Source organism: Caballeronia sp. INML1 (assembly GCF_023631085.1).
GTDB lineage: Bacteria > Pseudomonadota > Gammaproteobacteria > Burkholderiales > Burkholderiaceae > Caballeronia > Caballeronia turbans.
The window spans coordinates 352714-372642 of record NZ_JALQDT010000051.1 but is presented as its reverse complement, the minus strand read 5'-3'; the positions used below and the strand labels follow the sequence as shown (position 1 = coordinate 372642).

Genomic DNA, 19929 nt, shown 5'->3' with positions numbered 1-19929 from the left:
GCGCGGCGGCGCGTACCATAAATCGACTGGGCCTAACGTCATGGAGAACAAGAAAACATGCTGAAGAATATCGATCCGCTGCTCAACGCCGACATCCTGCACGCGCTTTGCGCGATGGGCCACGGCGACGAGGTCGTGATCTGCGACGCCAACTTTCCCGCCGATTCGGTCGCTCGTCAGACCGTGCTCGGCCGCGTGCTGCGGCTCGATGGCGTTGGCGCGCCGCGCGCGGTGCAGGCGGTGCTCTCGGTGCTGCCGCTCGATACCTTCGTCGATCATCCCGCCGAGCGGATGGAAGTCGTCGGCGACGCGGCCGCGCTGCCCGCCGTGCAACGCGAGGCCCAGCGCGAGATCGACGTCGCCGAAGGTCGCGCCGTGCCGTTTGCGTCGGTCGAGCGCTTCGCGTTTTACGAGCGCGCGAAGAAGGCGTATTGCGTGATCGCCACCGGCGAGACGCGCGGCTACGGCTGCTTCATTTTCAAGAAAGGCGTGCAACTCGCGCCGGACGTGCCGCAGTAAGTCTGACCGGCGACCTAGGGGATACCCTGTTGCATTTTTGTGAAATTGTTGCAATGCAGCGTAAACGGGCGTATAGTTAGGGTTATTCCCTAGCTACTTACCCTGAGAGCCGCTCATGAAAACCACTGCACAACAATCCCTGCTCGTTTCGTTCGGTTCCTGGCTGCGCGCGTCGAAGGCTGCGGTGCGTCGCGAGTGGAACCGTGCGCTGCAACTGCATCTGCAAAACTGCGAGATTCTCGTCGAATCCTATCGCCGCAAGTAAGCACCGCGCGACTGCATCCCGGTCAGAGCATCGAACAACGCCCCGGAAGCGCTAGGCTTCCGGGGCGTTGTTGCATTCGGGCCGCTGCTTTATCGAACGAAGCCGCTTGACATGCAACCAAATGGTTGCATAATGCGCTCATGGATGACGATTCGGTTTTTCGCGCACTCGCGGACGCCAGCCGCAGGCAACTACTCGACAGGCTTCATCAAGCTAATGGGCAGACGCTCGGCGAACTATGCGATGGCCTTCGCATGACACGACAGGCCGTGTCGAAGCATCTGGCGATACTCGAGGCCGCGAATCTTGTGTCGACGCAGCGTCACGGCCGCGAGAAGCGTCATTTCCTCAATCCGGTGCCGATCCACGAGATCGCGCAACGCTGGATCAGCAAGTTCGAGCGTCCGCGCCTGGACGCTCTGTCCGACCTCAAACGCACGCTTGAAGGAGACGATCATGAGTAGCGACACCTTTGTATATGTGACCTACATCCGCACGACGCCCGATAAATTATGGGAAGCATTGACGACGCCGGAACATATAAAACGTTATTGGTTCGGCATGCACCAGGAATCCGACTGGCAGGCCGGTTCGTCATGGAAGATGCTGTTCTCCGACGGGCGCGTCGCGGACGCGGGCGAAGTGCTCGAAGCCGAGCCGGGCAAACGCCTCGTGCTCAAATGGCGCAACGAGTTTCGCGAGGATCTGAAGGACGCGGGCTATTCGCGCTGCACTTACGAACTGGAGCAGCAGGGCGATGCGGTCAAACTCACCATTACGCACGTGAGCGACAGCAAACCGTTCATCGAGGCCGTGTCGGGCGGGTGGCCAAAGATTCTGTCGAATCTCAAGTCGTTGCTGGAGACGGGGCAAGTGGCGCTCGTCGACAAGTAGAAGCGCCCGAGCAACGCGTGCTGGCGGCCCGTGTCGCCAGCGCGCAGGTAATTCGAAAATTTACAGAAAGCCTGGATCGTGAGGATTCCTCTCAGAGATAATCGTACCGGTTCGCGCGAGCGGACGGTCTCGACTCCATGCCGCCGCGCCACGTGGTCGGCATGACAAAAAATCTCGAATAAGAGGGCGCACACGATGTACTTCATAAGCAAGCTGGAGAACGGCTATTTGCAACTCGTCAGAATCATCTTTCTGGTGCTCGCGACACTGGCGTTGATCGTCGCGGTCGTGGCTGGCGTGCCGGCCGCGATGAATTACAAAGCGAAGGCAGTGGCCGTACCTTCGGATATCTCAGTCAGCGCGTCGGCGTTCCATCTGGAAAACGCAGAACCAGCCGCCGATCAGCATGAAACCGACGCCGCGCCGACAGACCCGGCGGAAAAGGAAAGAGCCGCGCTCGTCGACGGCGTGCATACCGTCCTGCTCAAGCATGGAAAGCGTCTCGTGGGGACCGGATTCGCCTTGGAGAAGAGCGACCTGCAAGGACTCGTCGGTTCATGGATGGACAATCCCGATCGCGGCGCAAACTTCGGGAAAGCGGAAACGAAGTATCTGGACGACGTGCTGTCGCGGGCCGACGTGGGCAAGAAAGTCAACGGCTCGCAAGACCAATTCTTCTCGGTGGTCAGTTCGGCCATCACGCAGTTCAGTTCCGAGTGGGAGACGCAACACGCCGCCATCGCGTTGAAAAAGACCGCGGCGGAGGAAGAGGCTTCCGAAAAGCGTATTTCGGCGCTTCAGTCGCTCAGCGTAGTCGCCGGTGCGACAGCCCTGTTCATTACGCTGGTGCTTTCGCTGATCATGTTCCGTGTCGATCGCAGCATTCGCAAGATGGCCGGCACGCGCGTCGCTGGCTGACGGGCCCGCGGGCTTCAGAGAAAAAACGGCGGGCTGTCCTTTCGGACAGCGCGCCGTTTGCGTTTCAAACGATGCAGCCAGCGTTCAGATCGCCCAGCCGCCGAGATAGAACACCGCGAGCACGACCGCAATCGCCACGGTGCCGACATTCAGCTTGCGCCACTCACCCGCGACGATGCGCCCGATCACGAGCGTGGTGAAGCCGAGCATGATGCCCGTCACGATATTCGCCGACAGCACGATGTACACCGCGCAGACGAGGCCCGACATCGTGTCGACGGTATCCTCGAAATGCAGCTTGCTGACATTGCCGAGCATCAACAGACCGACGTACATGAGCGCGGGCGCCGTCGCATAGGAGGGCACGAGCGCGGCGAGCGGCGAGAGGAACATCACCACGAGGAACAACACGCCGACGACCGTGGCCGCGAGGCCCGTCTTCGCGCCTGCCGCGACGCCCACCGACGATTCGATGTATGCCGCCGCCGGCGCGCCGCCGAAGCACGCGGAGAAGATCGAGCTGAGCGAATCGGCGGTCAGCGCGCGGCCGCCGTTGACGATGCGACCGTTCTTGTCGATCTGGCCCGCCTGGCCGGCCACGGCGCGGATCGTGCCGGTCGCGTCGAACACGGCGGTCATCACGAGCGCCAGCACGCTCGGAAGCACGGCCATCGACAATGCACCCTTGATGTCCATCGCGCCGATCAGCGAGGCATGGCCCGGCGCCGACAGCGACGGCAGCGCGAAGATGCCGTGAAAGCGCACGGACGGATCGAAGATCAGGCCGATTGCCGACAGACCGACCACGACGAGCAGGATGCCGCCCGGCACGCGCCGGCGCTCCAGACCGAAGATCGCGGCGAGACCGGCGACCGACATCAGCACCGGAAACGCCGTGATATGCCCGAGCGAAACCGGCATGCCGGGCGCGGGATTCTTGATGATCAGGCCGACATCGTTCGACGCGATCAGCAGCAGAAACAGGCCAATGCCGATGCCCGTGCCGTGCGCGACGCCCGTCGGCAGATTGCGCAGGATCCACGAGCGCACGCCGGTGACGGAGATCGCCGTGAACACGACGCCCATCAGGAACACCGCGCCGAGCGCGATCGCCGGCGGGAGTCCCTTGCCGAGCACGAGGCCGAAGGCCGTGAACGCGGTCAGCGAGATCGCGCAGCCGATGGCGATCGGCAGGCGCGCCCAGACGCCCATCAGGAGCGAGCCGAATGCGGTGGTGAGACACACGGCGACGAACACCGCGCTCGTGTCGAAACCGGCCTTGCCGAGCATGCCCGGCACGACGAACACGGAGTAGACCATCGCGAGGAACGTCGTGACGCCCGCCACGACCTCACGCTTTTCCGTGCTGCCGGTTTGCGAAATGCCGAAGTAGCGATCGAGAAATCCGCCGCTCGCGGCCTGCTCGCTTTCGTCTCGTTCCGTGGAGGTGATATCGATGTCGCCAAGCTGCTGGGCGGGGGATTCCATCATGAGCTGCTCCTTTATCAGCACGCTGAAACGGCAACCGTGCGCCGCGCTCGTGGCGGGGCGGGCACTGCGGGGCCATCGTCAGGGTCGTCTCGTATGTAGTTCTGGATGATGCCGAGTGACGTGCGCTTGCGGCTGCACTCGGTCAGGACAGAGACTAGGGGAACAGAACGCGGGGTCCAATCCCATGAAAAACATGCCGGTCATGCCGAGGGGCTTATATGCCCGGAATCGCTCGCGGGGCGGGGCTTTGGCAAGACCGGCACGACGCCGGACTAGGGCAAACGCTAGTCCGGCGCGGTCCGCTATTTTACTTGCTCGCCGTTGTGCGGCGCATTACTGGATGACGCGCGACACGCCGCGTCCGCGCGGGTCGGACATCGGCTCGGGCTTGTCGCCGTCTATGCGGATCGCCTGAATGTCGCCGTTGAAGCCTTGCATCGTGAACTTGTAGCCCTTCTCCTCGAGCTGCTTGATGACCTCCGGATCGAGCTGATGGAACGGCTCCTGAAAGATCGTGTTCGGCGGCAGCAGCTGATGATGGAAGCGCGTCGCGCCCACGGCTTCGGCGAGCGGCATGTTGAAGTCGTAGACGTTGGTGATGACCTGGAAGATCGACGTGAAGATGCGCGATCCACCCGGCGTGCCGATCACCATCGCGACCTTGTCGTCCTTCGTGAGGATGGTCGGCGTCATCGACGAAAGCGGGCGTTTCTTCGGCGCGATGGAGTTCGCATCGCTTCCGACGACACCGAACATGTTCGGCACGCCCGGCTTCGACGCGAAGTCGTCCATTTCGTCGTTGAGCACGACGCCCGTGCCTTCCGCGACCACGCCCGAGCCGAAGTAGCCGTTGATCGTGTAGGTGTTGGATACCGCGTTGCCCCACTTGTCGACCACCGAGAAGTGCGTCGTCTCCGCTTTCTCGGGCATCGACGTGCCGAGTCCCGGCTGGACGCTCTTCGTGTCCGAAGGCGTATCGGGATTCACTTCCTGCGCGCGCTTCAGGATGTAGTCGTCGTTGATGAGCTGCGCGACCGGCACCTTGTAGAAATCGGGATCGCCGAGATATTGCGCGCGGTCCGCGAAGACGCGCTTTTCGATTTCGGAGACGAGGTGAATGTACTGCGCGGAATCGAGCGGCACGTCCTGAAACTTGTCCTTGATATCGGCCTTCATCTTCAGCAACTGCACGAGGCCGACGCCGCCCGAACTCGGCGGCGGCGCGGTGATCACGCGATAGCCGTTCCAGCTCGCGGTGATCGGCTGACGCCACACGGCCTTGTAGTCCTTCAGGTCGCGCGCGGTGATGAGGCCGTGGCCTTCCATCGACCGGGCGATCAGGTTGGCGGTCTCGCCTTCGTAAAAGCCTTTCGCGCCTTTGTCGGAGATGCGCTGCAGCGTCTTCGCGAGGTCGGGCTGCTTGAACACCTGGCCCGCCTTCATGCCGCCGAAGTAGAGGTCGAAGTTGGTCTTGCCGGCGAAATCCTTCGAGGCGTCGTCGCGGCGCTTGATCAATTGATCGTCGACTTCGAAGCCGTCCTGCGCGTACCTGATGGCGGGCGCGAGCACCTGCTTCCACTTCAGCTTGCCGAAGCGCTTCTGCGCTTCCCACATGCCGTCGACCGTGCCGGGCACACCGACCGCGCGGTGCCCGTAGAGACTCATGCCCTTGATGACCTCGCCCTTGTCGTCGAGGTACATGTTGCGCGTGGCGGCAAGCGGCGCGCGCTCGCGGTAGTCGAGAAAGTACGGGCGATGATCGACGTAGAGCGTCATGAAGCCGCCGCCGCCGATATTGCCCGCCTCCGGATACGTCACGGCGAGCGTGAAGGCGATGGCGACGGCTGCATCGACCGCATTGCCGCCCTGCTTGAAGATCTGCTCGGCGGTGTCGGCGGCGTATTTGTCCGCGACGGCGACCGCCGACGCGGTCAGAACGGCCGGCTGGTTGTCGGCGGTTTTCGCATAGGCCGGCGCTGTCTCGACGAAACCCGCCGTCATGAGCGCCGACGCGACGATGGCGCCGAGCGCGAGGGACCGGATGCGCGGTTCTTTTTTCAAAAGCATCTCCTGTATTTCTCCTTTATTGCATGCGACGAAAGAGCAGACGTTTTATATACCACGAGCGCCGCGGTGCGACGATCAGGGCATCAGCTGCCCGCCGTTTACGTCGATGATCTGCCCCGTCACATAGCGCGACATCGCCTCGGACGCGAGGTAGAGGAACGCGCCGCTGCAATCGTCGGGCTCGCCGATGAAGCCCATCGGAATCGACTTGCGGAACGATTCGAGCTGCTCGGGCGTCGTGAAGCGTTCCTGGAACGGCGTCTGAATCACGCCCGGCGCCACCGCGTTCACGCGGATGCGGTCAGGCATCAGTTCCTTCGCCATGCCTTTCGTGATCGTGCTGACAAAGCCTTTCGATGCCGCATAGAGCAGCGCGCCGGGGCCGCCGCCGTTGCGCGCCGCCACCGACGTCACGTTGATGATCGACCCGCCGCCGCCCGAGCGCAGCGACGGCAGCGCCGCGCGCGTGAACGCGACCACCGAGCGTGCGTTGATGTGCATGATCTCGTCGAAGAGTTCGTCGCTCGCGGATGCGATCGGCTCGCGCTTCACGAGGCTGCCCGCATTGTTGATGAGCACGTCGATCTTGCCGAAGGTATCGACGACTTGCGCGACGGCGGCGTCGATTGCCTTCGAGTCGCGTACGTCCGCGCCGACCGTGATGGCCGTGACGCCGAGCGCGCGCACGTCCTTCGCGACTTCCTCGGCCTTGTCCTTCGAACTGTTGTAGTGCACCGCGACATTCGCGCCATACTGCGCGAACGCCCTTGCTGCCGCCGCGCCGATGCCGGTGCTCGCGCCGGTAATGAGGATCGTTTTGCCTTTCAGATCGTGCATGAGTGCTCCGTGTGGATGGGGTTTGAAGCGACTACGACAAGCAAGAGTATGAAGCGAAGCGCGAATGCGCGTTCGAGGCGAGGCCGCCGGAATTGGCCCACAGCATGCCCGAGACGCGGAGCCGGATCAAGGCCGGGCACCATCGGCGGTGCATGCGTGTCGAAGCAGACGCGGGCAGGGCGTCCGCGACATTCCAGGAGAGTGACATGGCCTCGCAAGTCGATCCGATTCCACATGACCGTCGTGGCGTGATTCCCTACATGGCGGTAGCGGGCTGCGCCAGCGCCATCGACTTCTACACGAAAGTGTTCGGCGCGACCGAAACGTTCAGGATCGAGCAGCCGGACGGACGTATCGGACATGCGGAGTTGATAATCGGCGGCAACGTCATCTACCTGTGCGACGAGTTTCCCGATCACGGGACGATCGGGCCGCTCTCGGTCGGCGGCACGCCCGTGATGCTGCATCTCTACGTGACGGACGTCGACGCGGTCGCGCAACGCGCCACCGACGAAGGCGCGACGATCCTGCGCCCGGTCGAAGACCAGTTCTACGGCGACCGCGGTGGCAAGCTGCGCGATCCGTTCGGGCACGTCTGGTGGATCGCGACTCACATCGAGGATGTCTCCGCCGGGCAGATGCGCGAGCGCGCGCGAAAACTGCTCGGCGGCTGAACGGCGCGCAGGGCGTCAGTCGGCGCTCGAAGAAACCGCGTCCGGTGTATCACTTGCGGCGTCATCGTGCGGCGCGTCGTTTTGGGGGACTCGCTTCGGGGCGTCCCCCGAGAGGACTTCCTGCGGGGCCTCGAACGAATAGTGCTCGACGACGCGCTTCACCGAATTGCGGAACGACGCGACAAGGTCCGAGCGAATTCCGCTGCTCGGATACGACAACACATATTCATACTCGATGTCGGTCTCGAACGGCCGCACGACGACACCATGCGCGCGCCAGACCTTCGCCCCGAAGGGCTCGACGATCGAAATGCCAAGGCCGCCCGCGACCATCGCATAGCGGGTGTGGGCCGTGTCGGTGAGGACCGTATAACGCGGCCGGTCCTCGGTGGATGAAATGAGCGATTGCTCGGCTTCGTAAGGCTGGCGCGAATTCGGCAACCAGCCGATCAGCTTCTCGCCGCGCAAGTCGGATGGTCGAACGATCTTCTTTTTTGCGAGCTTGTGCGTGGCGGGCATCGCGCAGGAAGCGCGCGCCTTGAGCAGCGTCTCGACCTCGATGCCCGCGACCGCCGGAAACGCGAGGCTCAGCGCGATATCGGCCTTGTGATTCTGCAGGTTCACGAGCACCTCGGGCACCTTCACCGAGTCCACCTTGATCGGCACGCCAGGGTGCCGCTCGGTGAAATCGGCGAGCACGGGCGGCAGGAGCGTCGTTGCGAGCACGGGCATGCACGCGACCGTGAGGCCATCGGACGCTTCCTCGCGGATCATGTCGGCGACCTGCTTCAGGCGCTCCAGGCCGAGAAAGTTCTCCTCGACGGATTTGTAGAAGCGCAGCCCTGCGGTCGTCGGATTCAGACGGCCGCCGATGCGCGAAAACAGGCTGAAACCGAGATCGGCTTCGAGGTCGGCAATCAGCCGGCTGATCGCGGGTTGCGTCACATGGAGTTTTTTTGCTGCACCGACACTGGTGCCGGTCATGATGAGGCTGCGAAAAGCCTCGATCTGGCGAAAACGGATCATCTTTCGGACGGCATTGAAGCGGCAGTTATACGGCGACGCAATCTTATAGGAAACAAGCACTTGCTGCCTTAAGGCCAGCTATGCAGCAAAAACCGCAAAGTGCCTCGATTCAACAAATTGAACGACTATTCGAAAAATTTAGTGACTATAAGCACATGTGAGTGGCATCTGACTTATTGATGCGAAATACTCGCCGCCAGCCTGAAGCGCGAATGAAAGCGTCCCGCAAAAGAATCGTCCGCCAGGCGCGTGATCTGTACGTGACTTCGCCGCAGCGACGCGGTGGCATCAAGAAAGCTTTTCGTTAGATTTGCCAAGTTTGCGGTCAGCTTGTTTATCCTACTTGCGATAAACACCCCTTACACGAAGGACTGCGAACGTACGCAAGGAAAACGAAAGTCAACAACCAATAGTCGAGACAAAGAAAGAGGATTCCCCATGACGTTTTTTGCTGTTCCCCACGTATCGATCCGACGCACGAAGCTCGCCGCCGCCGCGACGCTGCTGGCCCTCTCCGCGCTGCACGCGACGGCCGCCATCGTGCCGACTGGCGTTACGCTCGCCGCGAAGCAGGAACTCGTGCGCAACAACGGCTCCGAGGTCGAAACGCTCGATCCCGCGCTGGTCGAAAGCGTGGTGGCGGCCAACGTTTCGCGTGACCTGTTCGAGAGCCTGACCGCCACCGACCCGGACGGCAAAGTTGTGCCGGGCGTCGCGGAAAAGTGGGAACAGAAGGACGCGACGACCTGGATCTTCCACTTGCGCAAGAACGCGCGCTGGTCCAATGGCGATCCCGTCACCGCAAACGATTTCGTGTACGGCTGCCAGCGCTTCGTCGATCCGAAAACGGCGTCGTCGTATGCGAGCGTGTTTGGCCCCTTCGTGCAAAACGGCGCGGATATCGTGGCGGGCAAGAAGCCGGCGAGCGCGCTCGGCGTGCGCGCCATCGACGCGAACACGATCGAAGTCAGGACTGACGGCCTCGTGCCGTTCCTGCCCGAACTGATGTCGAATCCGAACTTCGGGCCGGTTCATCGCGCGACGGTCGAAAAATTCGGCAAGGACTGGACGAAGCCAGGCAATCTCGTCAGCAACGGCGCCTTTCAGCTCAAGGACTGGCAGGTCAACAGCAAGCTCGTGCTGACGAAGAACGCGAACTACTGGGACAAGAAGAACGTCCAGTTGACGCAGGTCACCTACCTGCCGGTCGAGGACGAGAACACCGACGTCAAGCTGTTCCAGTCCGGCGAGAACGACATGACGTATCAGTTGCCGACGGGCACGTACGCGAAGTACAGCCAGCAATTTCCGAAGGACATCCGCAACTCGCTGATTCTCGGCACGCGCTACTACAGCTTCAACAATCGCGATCCGCTGCTGAAGGACGTGCGCGTGCGCAAGGCGCTCTCGATGGTCATCGACCGCGATCTGCTCGCGCAGCGCGTGACCGCCGATGGCCAGACGCCGCTGTACGGCCTGCTGCCGAAGGGCGTGAGCGGCGCGGACGTCTCGAACTACGAATGGTCGGCCTGGCCGATGGCGAAGCGCGTCGAGGAAGCGAAGAAGCTGCTGGAACAGGCGGGCGTGAAGCCGGGCACGAAGCTGCGTTTCGCGATGAACACGAGCGACTACAACAAGAAGATGGCGATCTTCGTCGCGTCGGAATGGAAGACGAAGCTCGGCCTCACGATGGACATCGAGTCGATGGAGTTCAAGGTGCTGCTGAAGAAGCGCCATGAAGGCGACTATCAGATCGCGCGCAATGGCTGGGTGGCCGACTACAACGACGCGACGACCTTCCTTACGCTCGTGCAATGCAAGTCGGAGCAGAACGATAACTTCAACTGCAACCCGAAGGCCGACGCACTCATCAAGAATGCGGCCGGAACCGCGGATCTCGCGAAGCGCGCGCAATTGCAGACTGAGGCCGCGAAGCTCGTGATGGACGACTACCCGATGCTGCCGCTGTTGCAATACGGCTTGCCGCGTCTCGTGAAGAGCTATGTCGGCGGCTACTCGCTGAAGAACCCGATGGATCACTACGGCAGCAAGGATCTCTACATCGTCAAGCACTGACATCGCTGAATTCACTGCCATAGGCGAAGGGGAACGCTCATGTGGTCCTACACGTTGCGGCGCGTGCTGCTCACGCTGCCGACGCTGCTGATCGTCGTGACGATCTGCTATCTGCTGCTGCATGCGACGCCCGGCGGACCGTTCGACGGCGAGCGCAAGGTATCCGCCGAAGTGCTTGCGAACCTGCAGGCGAAGTACCACCTCGGCGAGCCGCTGTGGAAGCAGTATCTGTTTTATCTCGACGGTCTCATGCACGGCGATCTCGGCGCGTCGTTCCGCTATGCCGACTGGAGCGTGAACGACCTCGTGCTGCGGGCGCTGCCGGTGTCGCTCACGATCGGGGGCGTGTCGATGCTCCTCGCGATCGTGATCGGCGTGGCGCTGGGCGTCGCGGCGGCGCTCTATCGCAACAGCATCGCGGACTATGCGCTCATGCTCGTCAGCAACGCGGGTAACGTGTTCCCGTCGTTCGTGCTCGGGCCGGTGCTGATCCTCGTTTTCGCGATCCTGCTGAAGTGGCTGCCCGCGGGCGGCTGGAACGACTTCCAGCTGCGCTACATGGCGCTGCCCGTCGCGCTGCTCGTGATGATCAACGTGGCGACAGTCGGCCGCGTGACGCGCGCGAGCCTGATCGAGGTGCTGAACACGAACTACATCCGCACCGCGCGCGCAAAGGGACTGCCAATGCGCACCGTCGTGCTGCGTCATGCGCTGAAGCCGACGCTGATTCCGGTCGTTTCGGTGATCGGGCCGCTCGCCATTTCGTCGATTACGGCCGCGGTCGTCACGGAATCGGTGTTCTCGCTGCCGGGCATCGGCAAGCTGATCGTGAACGGCGCGGCCAATCGCGATTACACGCTCGTGCTCGGCCTCGTCGTGCTGGTCACGGTCGTGGCGGTGGTGCTCAACCTGCTGGTCGATCTCGCGTATGCGTGGCTCGATCCTAAGATCCGTTATTGAAAGGGCGCGCGATGAAATCTGCTTCTCTTGCACCCATGCTCGAAAAGGCCGTCGCGGGCCGCAGCCCGTGGCAGGACGCGCGCGCGCGTTTCCTGCGCAACAAGGCCGCCGTCGTGAGCCTGATCCTGCTCGTTCTGGTCACGCTCGCGTGCATCGTCGGGCCGTGGCTCCTGCCGAACGAATTCGACTCCACCGACTGGAACGCGACGAGCGCGGCGCCCACGCTCGCGAACTGGCACCTCTTCGGCACCGACGACACCGGCCGCGATCTGCTCGTGCGCTGCCTGATCGGCGGCCGCGTCTCGCTGATGATCGGCGCGCTCGCCACGCTCACGTCCGTCACGCTCGGCATCGTGTGGGGCGCGATCGCGGGCTTCGTCGGCGGACGCGTCGACAACGCGATGATGCGCATCGTCGACATGATGTACGCCATCCCGTACCTGCTCATCGCGATCCTGATGGTGACGCTGCTCGGCCGCGAGTTCTATCTCGTCGTCGTCACCATCACCATTTTTTCGTGGATGGACATGGCGCGCGTCGTGCGCGGCCAGACGCTTTCGATCCGCTCGAAGGAGTATGTCGAGGCGGCGCGCGCGATCGGCGTGCCGACGCGACGCATCATCGCGCGGCATGTGGTGCCGAATCTGCTCGGCATCGTCGCGATCTACACGACCGTCACCGTGCCCGCCGTCATCCTCACGGAATCGGTGCTGTCGTTTCTCGGACTCGGCGTGCAGGAGCCGATGACGAGCTGGGGCGTGCTGATTCAGGACGGCGTCGGCGTGATGGAATCGTCGCCGTGGATCTTGCTGTTCCCGGCGGCGCTGTTGTCGATCACGCTTTACTGCATCAATTTTGTCGGCGACGGGCTGCGCGACGCACTCGATCCGAAGGACAGGTGAGCCATGCCGTTACTCGAAGTCAATGACCTGCAGGTCGAGTTCAGGACGCACGACGCCACCGTGCGCGCCGTGAACGGCGTGAACTTTTCGCTGGAAGAGGGCGAGACGCTCGGCATCGTCGGCGAATCGGGCTCGGGCAAGAGCCAGAGCGTGCTTGCCATGCTGGGCCTCATCGCATCGAACGGGCGCGCGCGCGGACAGGCGATGTATCGCGGCGAGAATCTCATCGGCATGTCGGATCGCGCGATGAACCGCATCCGCGGCAATCGCCTTTCGATGATCTTTCAGGATCCGATGAGCTCGCTCAATCCGTATCTCACGATCGAGCGGCAGATGACCGAAGTGCTGGAACTGCACAAGAACGTCACGCGCCGTGAAGCGAAGAAGCGCGCGATTGCGATGCTCGAAGCCGTGCGCATTCCGGAGGCGGCGCATCGCATCGGGCAGTATCCGCACGAGCTGTCCGGCGGCATGCGCCAGCGCGTGATGATCGCGATGGCCCTGCTGTGCGAACCCGAAGTGCTGTTCGCCGACGAGCCGACCACCGCGCTCGACGTCACCGTGCAGGCGCAGATCCTGCAATTGCTGCGCAACCTGCAACACGATTTCGGCACGTCGATCGTATTGATCACGCACGATCTCGGCGTCGTCGCCGGGTTGTGCGAAAAGGTGATGGTGATGTACGGCGGCCGCGTGATGGAGCAGTGCGATGCCGCCACGTTGTTCGCGAAGCCTTCGCATCCGTACACCATCGGCCTGTTGCGCGCGCTGCCGCGCCTCGATCACGAGGGTGGTGAGCTGACCGGCATTCCGGGCAATCCGCCGAACATGGCGCATCCGCCGGCGGGCTGTCCGTTCCACGAGCGCTGCGCCGATGCCGGCGACGAATGCGCCGTCGATGCGCCCGCGCTGAAGGCCGTCGGACCGGGCTGGCTGCGGGCCTGTCATCGTCCGGTTCATCAAGTCACGAAGGAAACGAGCCATGTCTGACGCGACGATCCTCTCCGTGCGCGACATGCGCGTGCATTTTCAGGTGAAGTCGAAAAACCGCCTGCCGTGGGCGCCGCGCCGCACGCTGAAGGCCGTCGACGGCGTGAGCTTTGATTTAAAGGCGGGCGAGACGCTCGGCGTCGTCGGGGAATCGGGCTGCGGCAAATCCACGTTGTCGCGCGCGATCCTGAACCTCATTCCCGCGACGGCCGGCGACATCGTATGGATGGGCGCCACGCTCTCGGGTGCATCGGCGCGCGAATGGCATCGCGTGCGCGGCGACGTGCAGATGATCTTCCAGGACCCGCTCGCATCGCTCGATCCGCGCATGACGATCGGACAGATCATCGCGGAGCCGCTCGTCGAGCATCGGCCTGGTATCGCAAAGCGGGACATGGACGAACGCGTGCGCGCGATGATGGCGAAGGTCGGCCTGCGCGAGCAGATGATCAACCGCTATCCGCATGAGTTTTCCGGCGGGCAGTGCCAGCGCATCGGCATCGCGCGCGCGCTGATCGTCGAGCCGAAGCTCGTCATCTGCGACGAACCCGTGTCGGCGCTCGATGTGTCGATTCAGGCGCAGATCGTGAATCTGCTCAAGTCGCTGCAAAAGGAGATGAAGCTCGCGCTCATCTTCATCGCGCACGATCTGGCCGTGGTGCGTCACATCTCCGATCGCGTGATGGTGATGTACCTCGGCCGCGTGATGGAGCTCGCGGAGAAACATGCGCTCTACGGCACGCCGCGCCATCCGTACACGCGCGCGCTGTTGTCGGCGGTGCCGGTGCCCGATCCGTCGGTCGAGCGCGCCAAGACCGTGCAGATCCTGTCGGGCGACATTCCAAGCCCGATCGATCCGCCTTCGGGCTGCGTGTTCCATACGCGCTGCCCGATGGCACAGACGCGCTGCTCGCGCGAAGTGCCGGCGCTGCGCACGTTCGGGGCGGATTCATCGGCGGCGTGCCTGTTTGCTTGAATGGCGATTCGCGCCAATCCGCGCCAATCAGAAAATCAACGATATTCGAGGAAGACACACCCGCAATAAATAAAGTACACGCGTCGCCCGTCCTTTGCTCCGTTTGCTCATCCGCCTGTACGCCTCGACGCTTCTAGCGTCGCCGGGCGAGGTGTTTCGCAATCCTTCGTTTCGATCAAGCCGTCAGCAGTTGAATCAAAATAAGTGGAGATCTTTTTCGTGACAAAACAAAAACGTTCACTAGCGCTATCGATTTTGTTGTTCAGCGGTTTCATGGCCGCGACAGTCGCCGCGCACGCCGATGAAGCCGAAACTCAGCCTGTTTCGCGTCACACCGAAGCGCCGCCGGATTCGCCGCCCAACACCGAAGCGGACGCGCCGGTGAGCAGTCAGGCGAAGTCGAAGGGCTTCCTCGAGGATTCGCACTTCAACGTGCTGATGCGCTCCTTTACCGAGCATGACGAATTCAAGGGCGCGGGCAAGAAGGACGCGTGGGTGCTCGGCGCGCAGGCCGTCTTCGAATCGGGCTATACCAAGGGCCTGATCGGGCTCGGCGGCGACGTGTCGCTCTTCGGCGCGTTCAAGCTGAACGGCGGCAACGGGGCGGGTAATCGCGTGCACGTGGGCACGGACGGCGGCGGATCGAATCAATTGGCGTGGGCCTATCCGGGCGTGTGGGACGTCAAGGCGCGCGTGTCGAACACGGTGCTCAAGTACGGTCAGCAACTCTTCGACAACCCGTTTCTCGTACCGCACGACAACCGCGCGTTGCCGCCGACTTATCGCGGCTTCTCGCTTGCGAGCGATGAAATCAAGAACCTGACGCTCAAGGCCGGCACGGTGGATGGCGTGCTCGCGCGCGGCATGACGACCGTCACCGGCCTGACGACCGAATACGGCGGCACGCACGTCTCGCAGTTCACGTACTTCGGCGGCGACTGGACGCACGGTGACGATACGTCGGTGTCGCTGTATGGCAGCGTCGCGAACAACGTGTGGCAACAGTACTACCTGACGGCGACGCAGAGCATCGGCGATCCCAAGACCGTGCGCTGGACCGGCTCGCTGAACTACTACTACACGGGCGCGATCGGCGACAAGCGGCAAGGCGCGATCAACAACAACGCGTATTCGCTGGCACTTGCCGGCACGCACGGCGCGCATACGGTGCAGGTCGCGTTCCAGCAGATCGTGAGCGATCAGACGTTCGACTACATGGGCCAGTCGGCGGGCGACTATCTCTCGAACTCGCTCGACGTGGACTACAACCAGCCGCATGAAAAGTCGTTGAGCCTGTCCTACACGCTCAACATGAAGCAGTACGGCGTGCCGGGACTCAAGTTCACGATGTGGGGTGCATATGGCTGGGACGCCGATGGCAGTGCGATGGCCAACAGCGGCACGGCTCAGGCGGCCAACTATCTCGTCAACGGTGAACCGATCCACGGCACGCACTATGAAATCGGCGTGATTCCGAGCTATACGATTCCGGATGGCAAGTTCAAGAACACGTCGGTCAAGTTCTACTACATGCACCATCACAGCAATAGCGCCTACTACCCGGACGGCACCAGCGATGTGTACCGGCTGATGGTCAACGTGCCCGTCAACATCTTCTGAAATTGTCGAAACGCGGTAAAGCGTAAACCCTACAGAAATACCCGTTTACATTACGTTTAACTTTCATTTATAAAGGAAGGGCGTGCTGCGGATTGCCATGTCTCGCCCACGCTCATCGCCCGGCAGGCCTGTTTCTGCCGGGCTTTTTTTTGTCTGCGCGGTTGTTCCTCACTGCAGCTTTCATGCGCTTTCGAAGCAAGATCCGCTTAGTGAAAACCCCGCCATTTCTTTCGCTTGACTTACTTGATATATCACATACTGTGTATATGCGATGCGACATGAAATGCGTCGCGTGAGGCGCCGTTCGGCGTCCGAATACACAAGGCAATTTGCCAAGGAGACAGGCATGGGAATGAACCAGATGGACCGCGACGACAAGGCGTCGCGCCTGGCGTCGCCGTGGGTGCAATTGGTTTTCGGCGTGATTTGCATGGCGATGATCGCGAACATGCAGTATGGCTGGACGCTCTTCGTCAACCCGATCGACGAGAAATATCACTGGGGCCGCGCGGCCATTCAGGTGGCGTTCACGATCTTCGTCGTGACGGAAACATGGCTCGTGCCCGTGGAAGGTTATCTCGTCGACAAGTACGGGCCGCGGCCGGTCGTGGTCGGCGGCGGCCTGCTGTGCGCGATCGCATGGGCGATCAACTCGGTGGCGTCGTCGCTGCCGCTTCTGTACTTCGCGGCCGCTGTCGGCGGCGTCGGCGCGGGCGCGGTGTACGGCACGTGCGTCGGCAATGCGCTCAAGTGGTTCCCGGCGCGACGCGGACTGGCTGCGGGCATCACGGCGGCGGGTTTCGGGATGGGCTCCGCCGCGACGGTCGTGCCGATCGCGCACATGATCAAGTCGAGCGGCTACGAAGCGACGTTCCTCTGGTTCGGTCTGGGGCAGGGACTCGTGGTGTTCCTGCTCGGCATGGCGCTCTACGCGCCGCCCGCGCAGATGATCGCGTCGGTGAAGAGCGCGGTCAAGGCGGCGGTCTACAACGCGAGTCCGAAACAGGTGCTGGCATCGCCGATCTTCTGGGTCATGTATCTGATGTTCGTCATGATGGCAGCCGGCGGACTGATGGCGACGGCCCAGCTCGGGCCGATCGCGAAGGACTTCGGGCTGCACGATTCGCCCGTGTCGATACTCGGTCTGACGCTGCCCGCGTTGACCTTCGCGCTCACCATCGACCGCGTGCTCAACGGCCTGACGCGACCGTTTTTCGGCTGGGTGTCGGATCGCATCGGGCGGGAAAACACGATGTTCGTCGCGTTTGCAATCGAAGCGGTGGGCATCGTCGCGCTGTCGAAGTACGGGCACAATCCGACGGCGTTCGTCGTGCTGACCGGCATCGTGTTCTTCGCGTGGGGCGAAATCTACAGCCTTTTCCCGGCGACGTGCGGCGACACGTTCGGTCCGAAGTTCGCGGCGACCAACGCGGGTCTGCTTTATACGGCGAAGGGCACGGCTGCGTTGCTCGTGCCATTCTCGAGCGTGATCACGACGACGACCGGAAGCTGGCACGCGGTGTTCATGCTCGCGGCGGGCATGGCGGCGATATCGGCGCTGCTCGCGCTCTTCGTGCTGAAGCCGATGCGTAACGCGCATTCGCAGAAGCACGCGCGCGCGGCGTCGCTGGACATGTCCTACACGGCGGTGAAGGAGTGATGCGTACGGCGTGAGGTCGGCTGGGCGGGCGACCCGGCGTGTCGCCCGTTTCTAGTTATCGAGCTCGCGCTTTCCGCGGCTTGCGACTGATGATGCGGCGCTCGAGGCCGCGTTGCGGATGCGCGTTTCGTCTTGCCGCCGGCAGGTGGTCTCCTCGCTCCCTTATCCCCGTGATTCGAGCGATCCTGCGGCAGCAGGATGGGCGTTCAGCGCCGTCGCGGGCTACGGCGACGCGCGAAACGAAAGCAGATGACGCCGCGGATTCGACACGCCTCGAAGCGCGGCGCAGAACGCCAGGCGGGGCACGCGTGTATCGATGCTGGCGATCCCCGCCCGCAATGCCAGCGCGCACGCCGGCGACACGAGAGCGAGAAGAACCAGACTTACGTGAGCGCTCATGCTGTCTCCAGTCGATGTCGGCGCTAGATGTCGCCGACGGTTGTCCAATGAACGTAGTGTCGTCGCGAAGGGCGCGCGGGCCAACCCGGCTCGCGCGGGGAACGCACGATTATTCAGGAGACGGATGAAGCGAGCCCCGCATATGGAGGGATGGTGAATCAGAACCGCGTGCCGACGCTACAGCCGCCGAAGCCGCCGCCATTGGTGGCGAAGGCGCTGCAACCGAGAAGGCCGCAGCCGGAAAGCGTGAGCGCAGCGACGGCGAGCGCCACGGCGCAAATATGACGAAGGTGCTTCATGGTGACATCGGAATGGGAAAGCGGGATGCGATTCTCGCGGAACCGGCGCATCCCGATGTCAAAACGTGTTGCCTCTCAACCCGGCTTGCCATCCGCACGCGGTCTGAATAGCGGCGCAGCGTACGCCGCGACGTACAGCGCGAACGCGAGCACCCAGCAGATGCCCGCGGCGAAGATCCACGTCGAATGCCATGCAGGCGCGGCGAGCGGCCCGAGCACGCGCAGCGCGCCTGCCGCGATCACGAGCGCATAGCACGCGATATCGCGCTTGTCCGCGACGAGCGGGCGTCCCGTATGTCCGCGTGCGGTGCGTGTGATCATCGCGATGATCGCGCCGCCGATCGCGCCGGCCGCGAACGCGTGCATCGCGAGGCCATGGGGCACGCGCGTCCATCCTCGCGAGGACGCAGCGAGCAGCGCGAAGCCGAGCGGCAACCACGCATAAGCCAGATGCAGAATCGCGAGAATGGGCCGTCCGCGCACGGCGTACGAGCGCCAGCCGATCATCCGCGCGAGATGCACCCCGCACGCCAGCAAGGCGAGCGGCGCGACGATCGCGCCATCGAGCGCGAGGGCATCGGCGAAAAACGCCGCGAGCGTGAGCGGCGCGACCGTCGCCTCGACGATGCGCCGGCGCCGCGCGACGAAGCCGGGGATCGCGTTGGCGGTAAACATCGGGATCACGCGTCCACCGATCACGCTGACGAGCAATACGACGATGCCCGCGGATGCATACACGGCGCGCATCGAGAGATCGGCGCGCGTATCGATCGCGAAGCCGTGAAACAGGGCGTTCAGCGCGCCGAACGCAAGCAGCACGACGGCGAGGAAATAGTTGCGCCGGTTGCCCGCCTTCATGAGCACGCGGAGCAGCAGGAGTGCGGCGAGGGGCAAGAACGCGCTATCGACGATCGCAGCCGGCAGCGCGGGACCGCTCCACACGAGCACGCGCCCGGCAAGCCACAGCAGCGTGAGCGCTGCGAGCACCGCGCCTTTGGCCGTGTCGCGTCCGGTCCAGGCGCGCACGGCCGTCAGCAGAAAACCGGCGATGATCGCCGCCGCGAAGCCGAACACCATTTCATGCGCGTGCCAGCCGATCGGGTCCGCACGCAGCAGATAGCCGCCGGAAAGCGGCACGCCCGACAGCACGAGCAACCACACCGTCAACGCGACTGCGCCGAACGCCGCGCCGCACAAATAGAACGGCCGGAAGCCGAGATTGAATAGCGCGCCGCGCTGATAATGGCTCGGCTCGCGCTTTTGCGACGCCGCGACAAAAACGGTGCTGGGTTCTGCGATCTTCATGACATCCTCACGATGGAACCGCCGTGCGCGCGAGTGCGCGCACGGGTAACC

Annotated in this window: 20 protein-coding genes; 13 read left to right on the top strand and 7 right to left on the bottom strand. The window is 63.0% G+C overall.

Going from position 1 to position 19929, the window contains the following annotated elements; genetic code table 11:
* Positions 1-57 precede the first annotated feature (57 nt).
* The 5 genes from NCR38_RS17870 (at position 58) to NCR38_RS17850 (ending at position 2596) form a co-directional block, all read left to right on the top strand.
* The gene (locus NCR38_RS17870) at positions 58-519 is read left to right on the top strand and encodes an RbsD/FucU family protein (RefSeq protein ID WP_061115676.1); all 462 of its coding nucleotides are present in this window, start codon (positions 58-60) and stop codon (positions 517-519) included.
* Between the two features lie 115 nt (positions 520-634).
* Positions 635-784, top strand: a complete 150-nt coding sequence (locus tag NCR38_RS17865; protein WP_160147434.1) for a hypothetical protein — start codon at positions 635-637, stop codon at positions 782-784.
* 140 nt (positions 785-924) lie between these two features.
* On the top strand, positions 925-1248 hold the full coding sequence (locus NCR38_RS17860; RefSeq protein WP_250477435.1) for a helix-turn-helix transcriptional regulator: 324 nt from the start codon (positions 925-927) through the stop codon (positions 1246-1248).
* A complete protein-coding gene (locus NCR38_RS17855) occupies positions 1241-1678 on the top strand; it encodes an SRPBCC family protein (RefSeq protein ID WP_061115677.1) in 438 nt (145 codons plus the stop codon). Before NCR38_RS17860 ends, NCR38_RS17855 begins: the two co-directional genes overlap by 8 nt.
* Positions 1679-1873: 195 nt before the next feature.
* A complete protein-coding gene (locus NCR38_RS17850; protein ID WP_250477434.1) occupies positions 1874-2596 on the top strand; it encodes a hypothetical protein in 723 nt (240 codons plus the stop codon).
* 84 nt (positions 2597-2680) lie between these two features.
* Here NCR38_RS17850 and NCR38_RS17845 read toward each other — a convergent pair whose 3' ends face one another.
* The 3 genes from NCR38_RS17845 to NCR38_RS17835 all read right to left on the bottom strand — a co-directional run bounded on the left by NCR38_RS17845 (position 2681) and on the right by NCR38_RS17835 (position 6991).
* Positions 2681-4087, bottom strand: coding sequence for an NCS2 family permease (locus tag NCR38_RS17845; RefSeq protein WP_061115679.1), 1407 nt, complete (start codon positions 4085-4087; stop codon positions 2681-2683).
* 333 nt (positions 4088-4420) lie between these two features.
* Entirely contained in the window at positions 4421-6088 is a 1668-nt protein-coding gene (gene ggt / locus NCR38_RS17840) for a gamma-glutamyltransferase (protein WP_409219296.1), read from the bottom strand.
* Positions 6089-6229: 141 nt separating this feature from the next.
* Positions 6230-6991 carry an SDR family NAD(P)-dependent oxidoreductase gene (locus tag NCR38_RS17835; protein ID WP_061115681.1) on the bottom strand — a complete coding sequence of 254 codons (762 nt, stop codon included), beginning with the start codon at positions 6989-6991 and terminating at the stop codon, positions 6230-6232.
* Between the two features lie 206 nt (positions 6992-7197).
* On the opposite strand from NCR38_RS17835, the gene NCR38_RS17830 reads away from it, so the two are divergent.
* The gene (locus NCR38_RS17830; protein ID WP_061115682.1) at positions 7198-7665 is read left to right on the top strand and encodes a VOC family protein; all 468 of its coding nucleotides are present in this window, start codon (positions 7198-7200) and stop codon (positions 7663-7665) included.
* Positions 7666-7680: 15 nt separating this feature from the next.
* Here the strand turns inward: NCR38_RS17830 and NCR38_RS17825 are convergent, their stop codons facing one another.
* The gene (locus tag NCR38_RS17825) at positions 7681-8691 is read right to left on the bottom strand and encodes a LysR substrate-binding domain-containing protein (RefSeq protein WP_250477433.1); all 1011 of its coding nucleotides are present in this window, start codon (positions 8689-8691) and stop codon (positions 7681-7683) included.
* A 438-nt stretch (positions 8692-9129) separates the two neighbouring features.
* Here NCR38_RS17825 and NCR38_RS17820 point away from each other — a divergent pair, with 438 nt between their 5' ends.
* From NCR38_RS17820 to oxlT, 7 genes are all read left to right on the top strand, one after another.
* Complete coding sequence (locus tag NCR38_RS17820) at positions 9130-10767, top strand: peptide ABC transporter substrate-binding protein (protein ID WP_086960599.1); 1638 nt, start codon at positions 9130-9132, stop codon at positions 10765-10767.
* A 39-nt stretch (positions 10768-10806) separates the two neighbouring features.
* Complete coding sequence (gene oppB, locus NCR38_RS17815; RefSeq protein ID WP_061115683.1) at positions 10807-11727, top strand: oligopeptide ABC transporter permease OppB; 921 nt, start codon at positions 10807-10809, stop codon at positions 11725-11727.
* A gap of 11 nt (positions 11728-11738) precedes the next feature.
* Complete coding sequence (locus NCR38_RS17810) at positions 11739-12629, top strand: ABC transporter permease subunit (protein WP_061115684.1); 891 nt, start codon at positions 11739-11741, stop codon at positions 12627-12629.
* A gap of 3 nt (positions 12630-12632) precedes the next feature.
* Entirely contained in the window at positions 12633-13619 is a 987-nt protein-coding gene (locus NCR38_RS17805) for an ABC transporter ATP-binding protein (RefSeq protein ID WP_250477432.1), read from the top strand.
* Positions 13612-14595: a murein tripeptide/oligopeptide ABC transporter ATP binding protein OppF gene (gene oppF, locus NCR38_RS17800; RefSeq protein WP_061115686.1), complete on the top strand. Its 984-nt coding sequence runs from the start codon at positions 13612-13614 to the stop codon at positions 14593-14595. Before NCR38_RS17805 ends, oppF begins: the two co-directional genes overlap by 8 nt.
* A gap of 273 nt (positions 14596-14868) precedes the next feature.
* On the top strand, positions 14869-16215 hold the full coding sequence (locus NCR38_RS17795) for an OprD family outer membrane porin (RefSeq protein WP_250477431.1): 1347 nt from the start codon (positions 14869-14871) through the stop codon (positions 16213-16215).
* A gap of 346 nt (positions 16216-16561) precedes the next feature.
* Positions 16562-17875 (top strand): oxalate/formate MFS antiporter, encoded by a 1314-nt coding sequence (gene oxlT, locus NCR38_RS17790; RefSeq protein WP_250477430.1) that lies wholly within the window; start codon positions 16562-16564, stop codon positions 17873-17875.
* Positions 17876-18097: 222 nt separating this feature from the next.
* Here the strand turns inward: oxlT and NCR38_RS17785 are convergent, their stop codons facing one another.
* The 3 genes from NCR38_RS17785 to NCR38_RS17775 all read right to left on the bottom strand — a co-directional run bounded on the left by NCR38_RS17785 (position 18098) and on the right by NCR38_RS17775 (position 19878).
* Positions 18098-18274 (bottom strand): hypothetical protein, encoded by a 177-nt coding sequence (locus NCR38_RS17785; protein ID WP_250477429.1) that lies wholly within the window; start codon positions 18272-18274, stop codon positions 18098-18100.
* A 158-nt stretch (positions 18275-18432) separates the two neighbouring features.
* The gene (locus NCR38_RS17780; protein WP_250477428.1) at positions 18433-18573 is read right to left on the bottom strand and encodes a hypothetical protein; all 141 of its coding nucleotides are present in this window, start codon (positions 18571-18573) and stop codon (positions 18433-18435) included.
* A 75-nt stretch (positions 18574-18648) separates the two neighbouring features.
* Positions 18649-19878: an NnrS family protein gene (locus NCR38_RS17775; protein ID WP_061116059.1), complete on the bottom strand. Its 1230-nt coding sequence runs from the start codon at positions 19876-19878 to the stop codon at positions 18649-18651.
* Positions 19879-19929 lie beyond the last annotated feature (51 nt).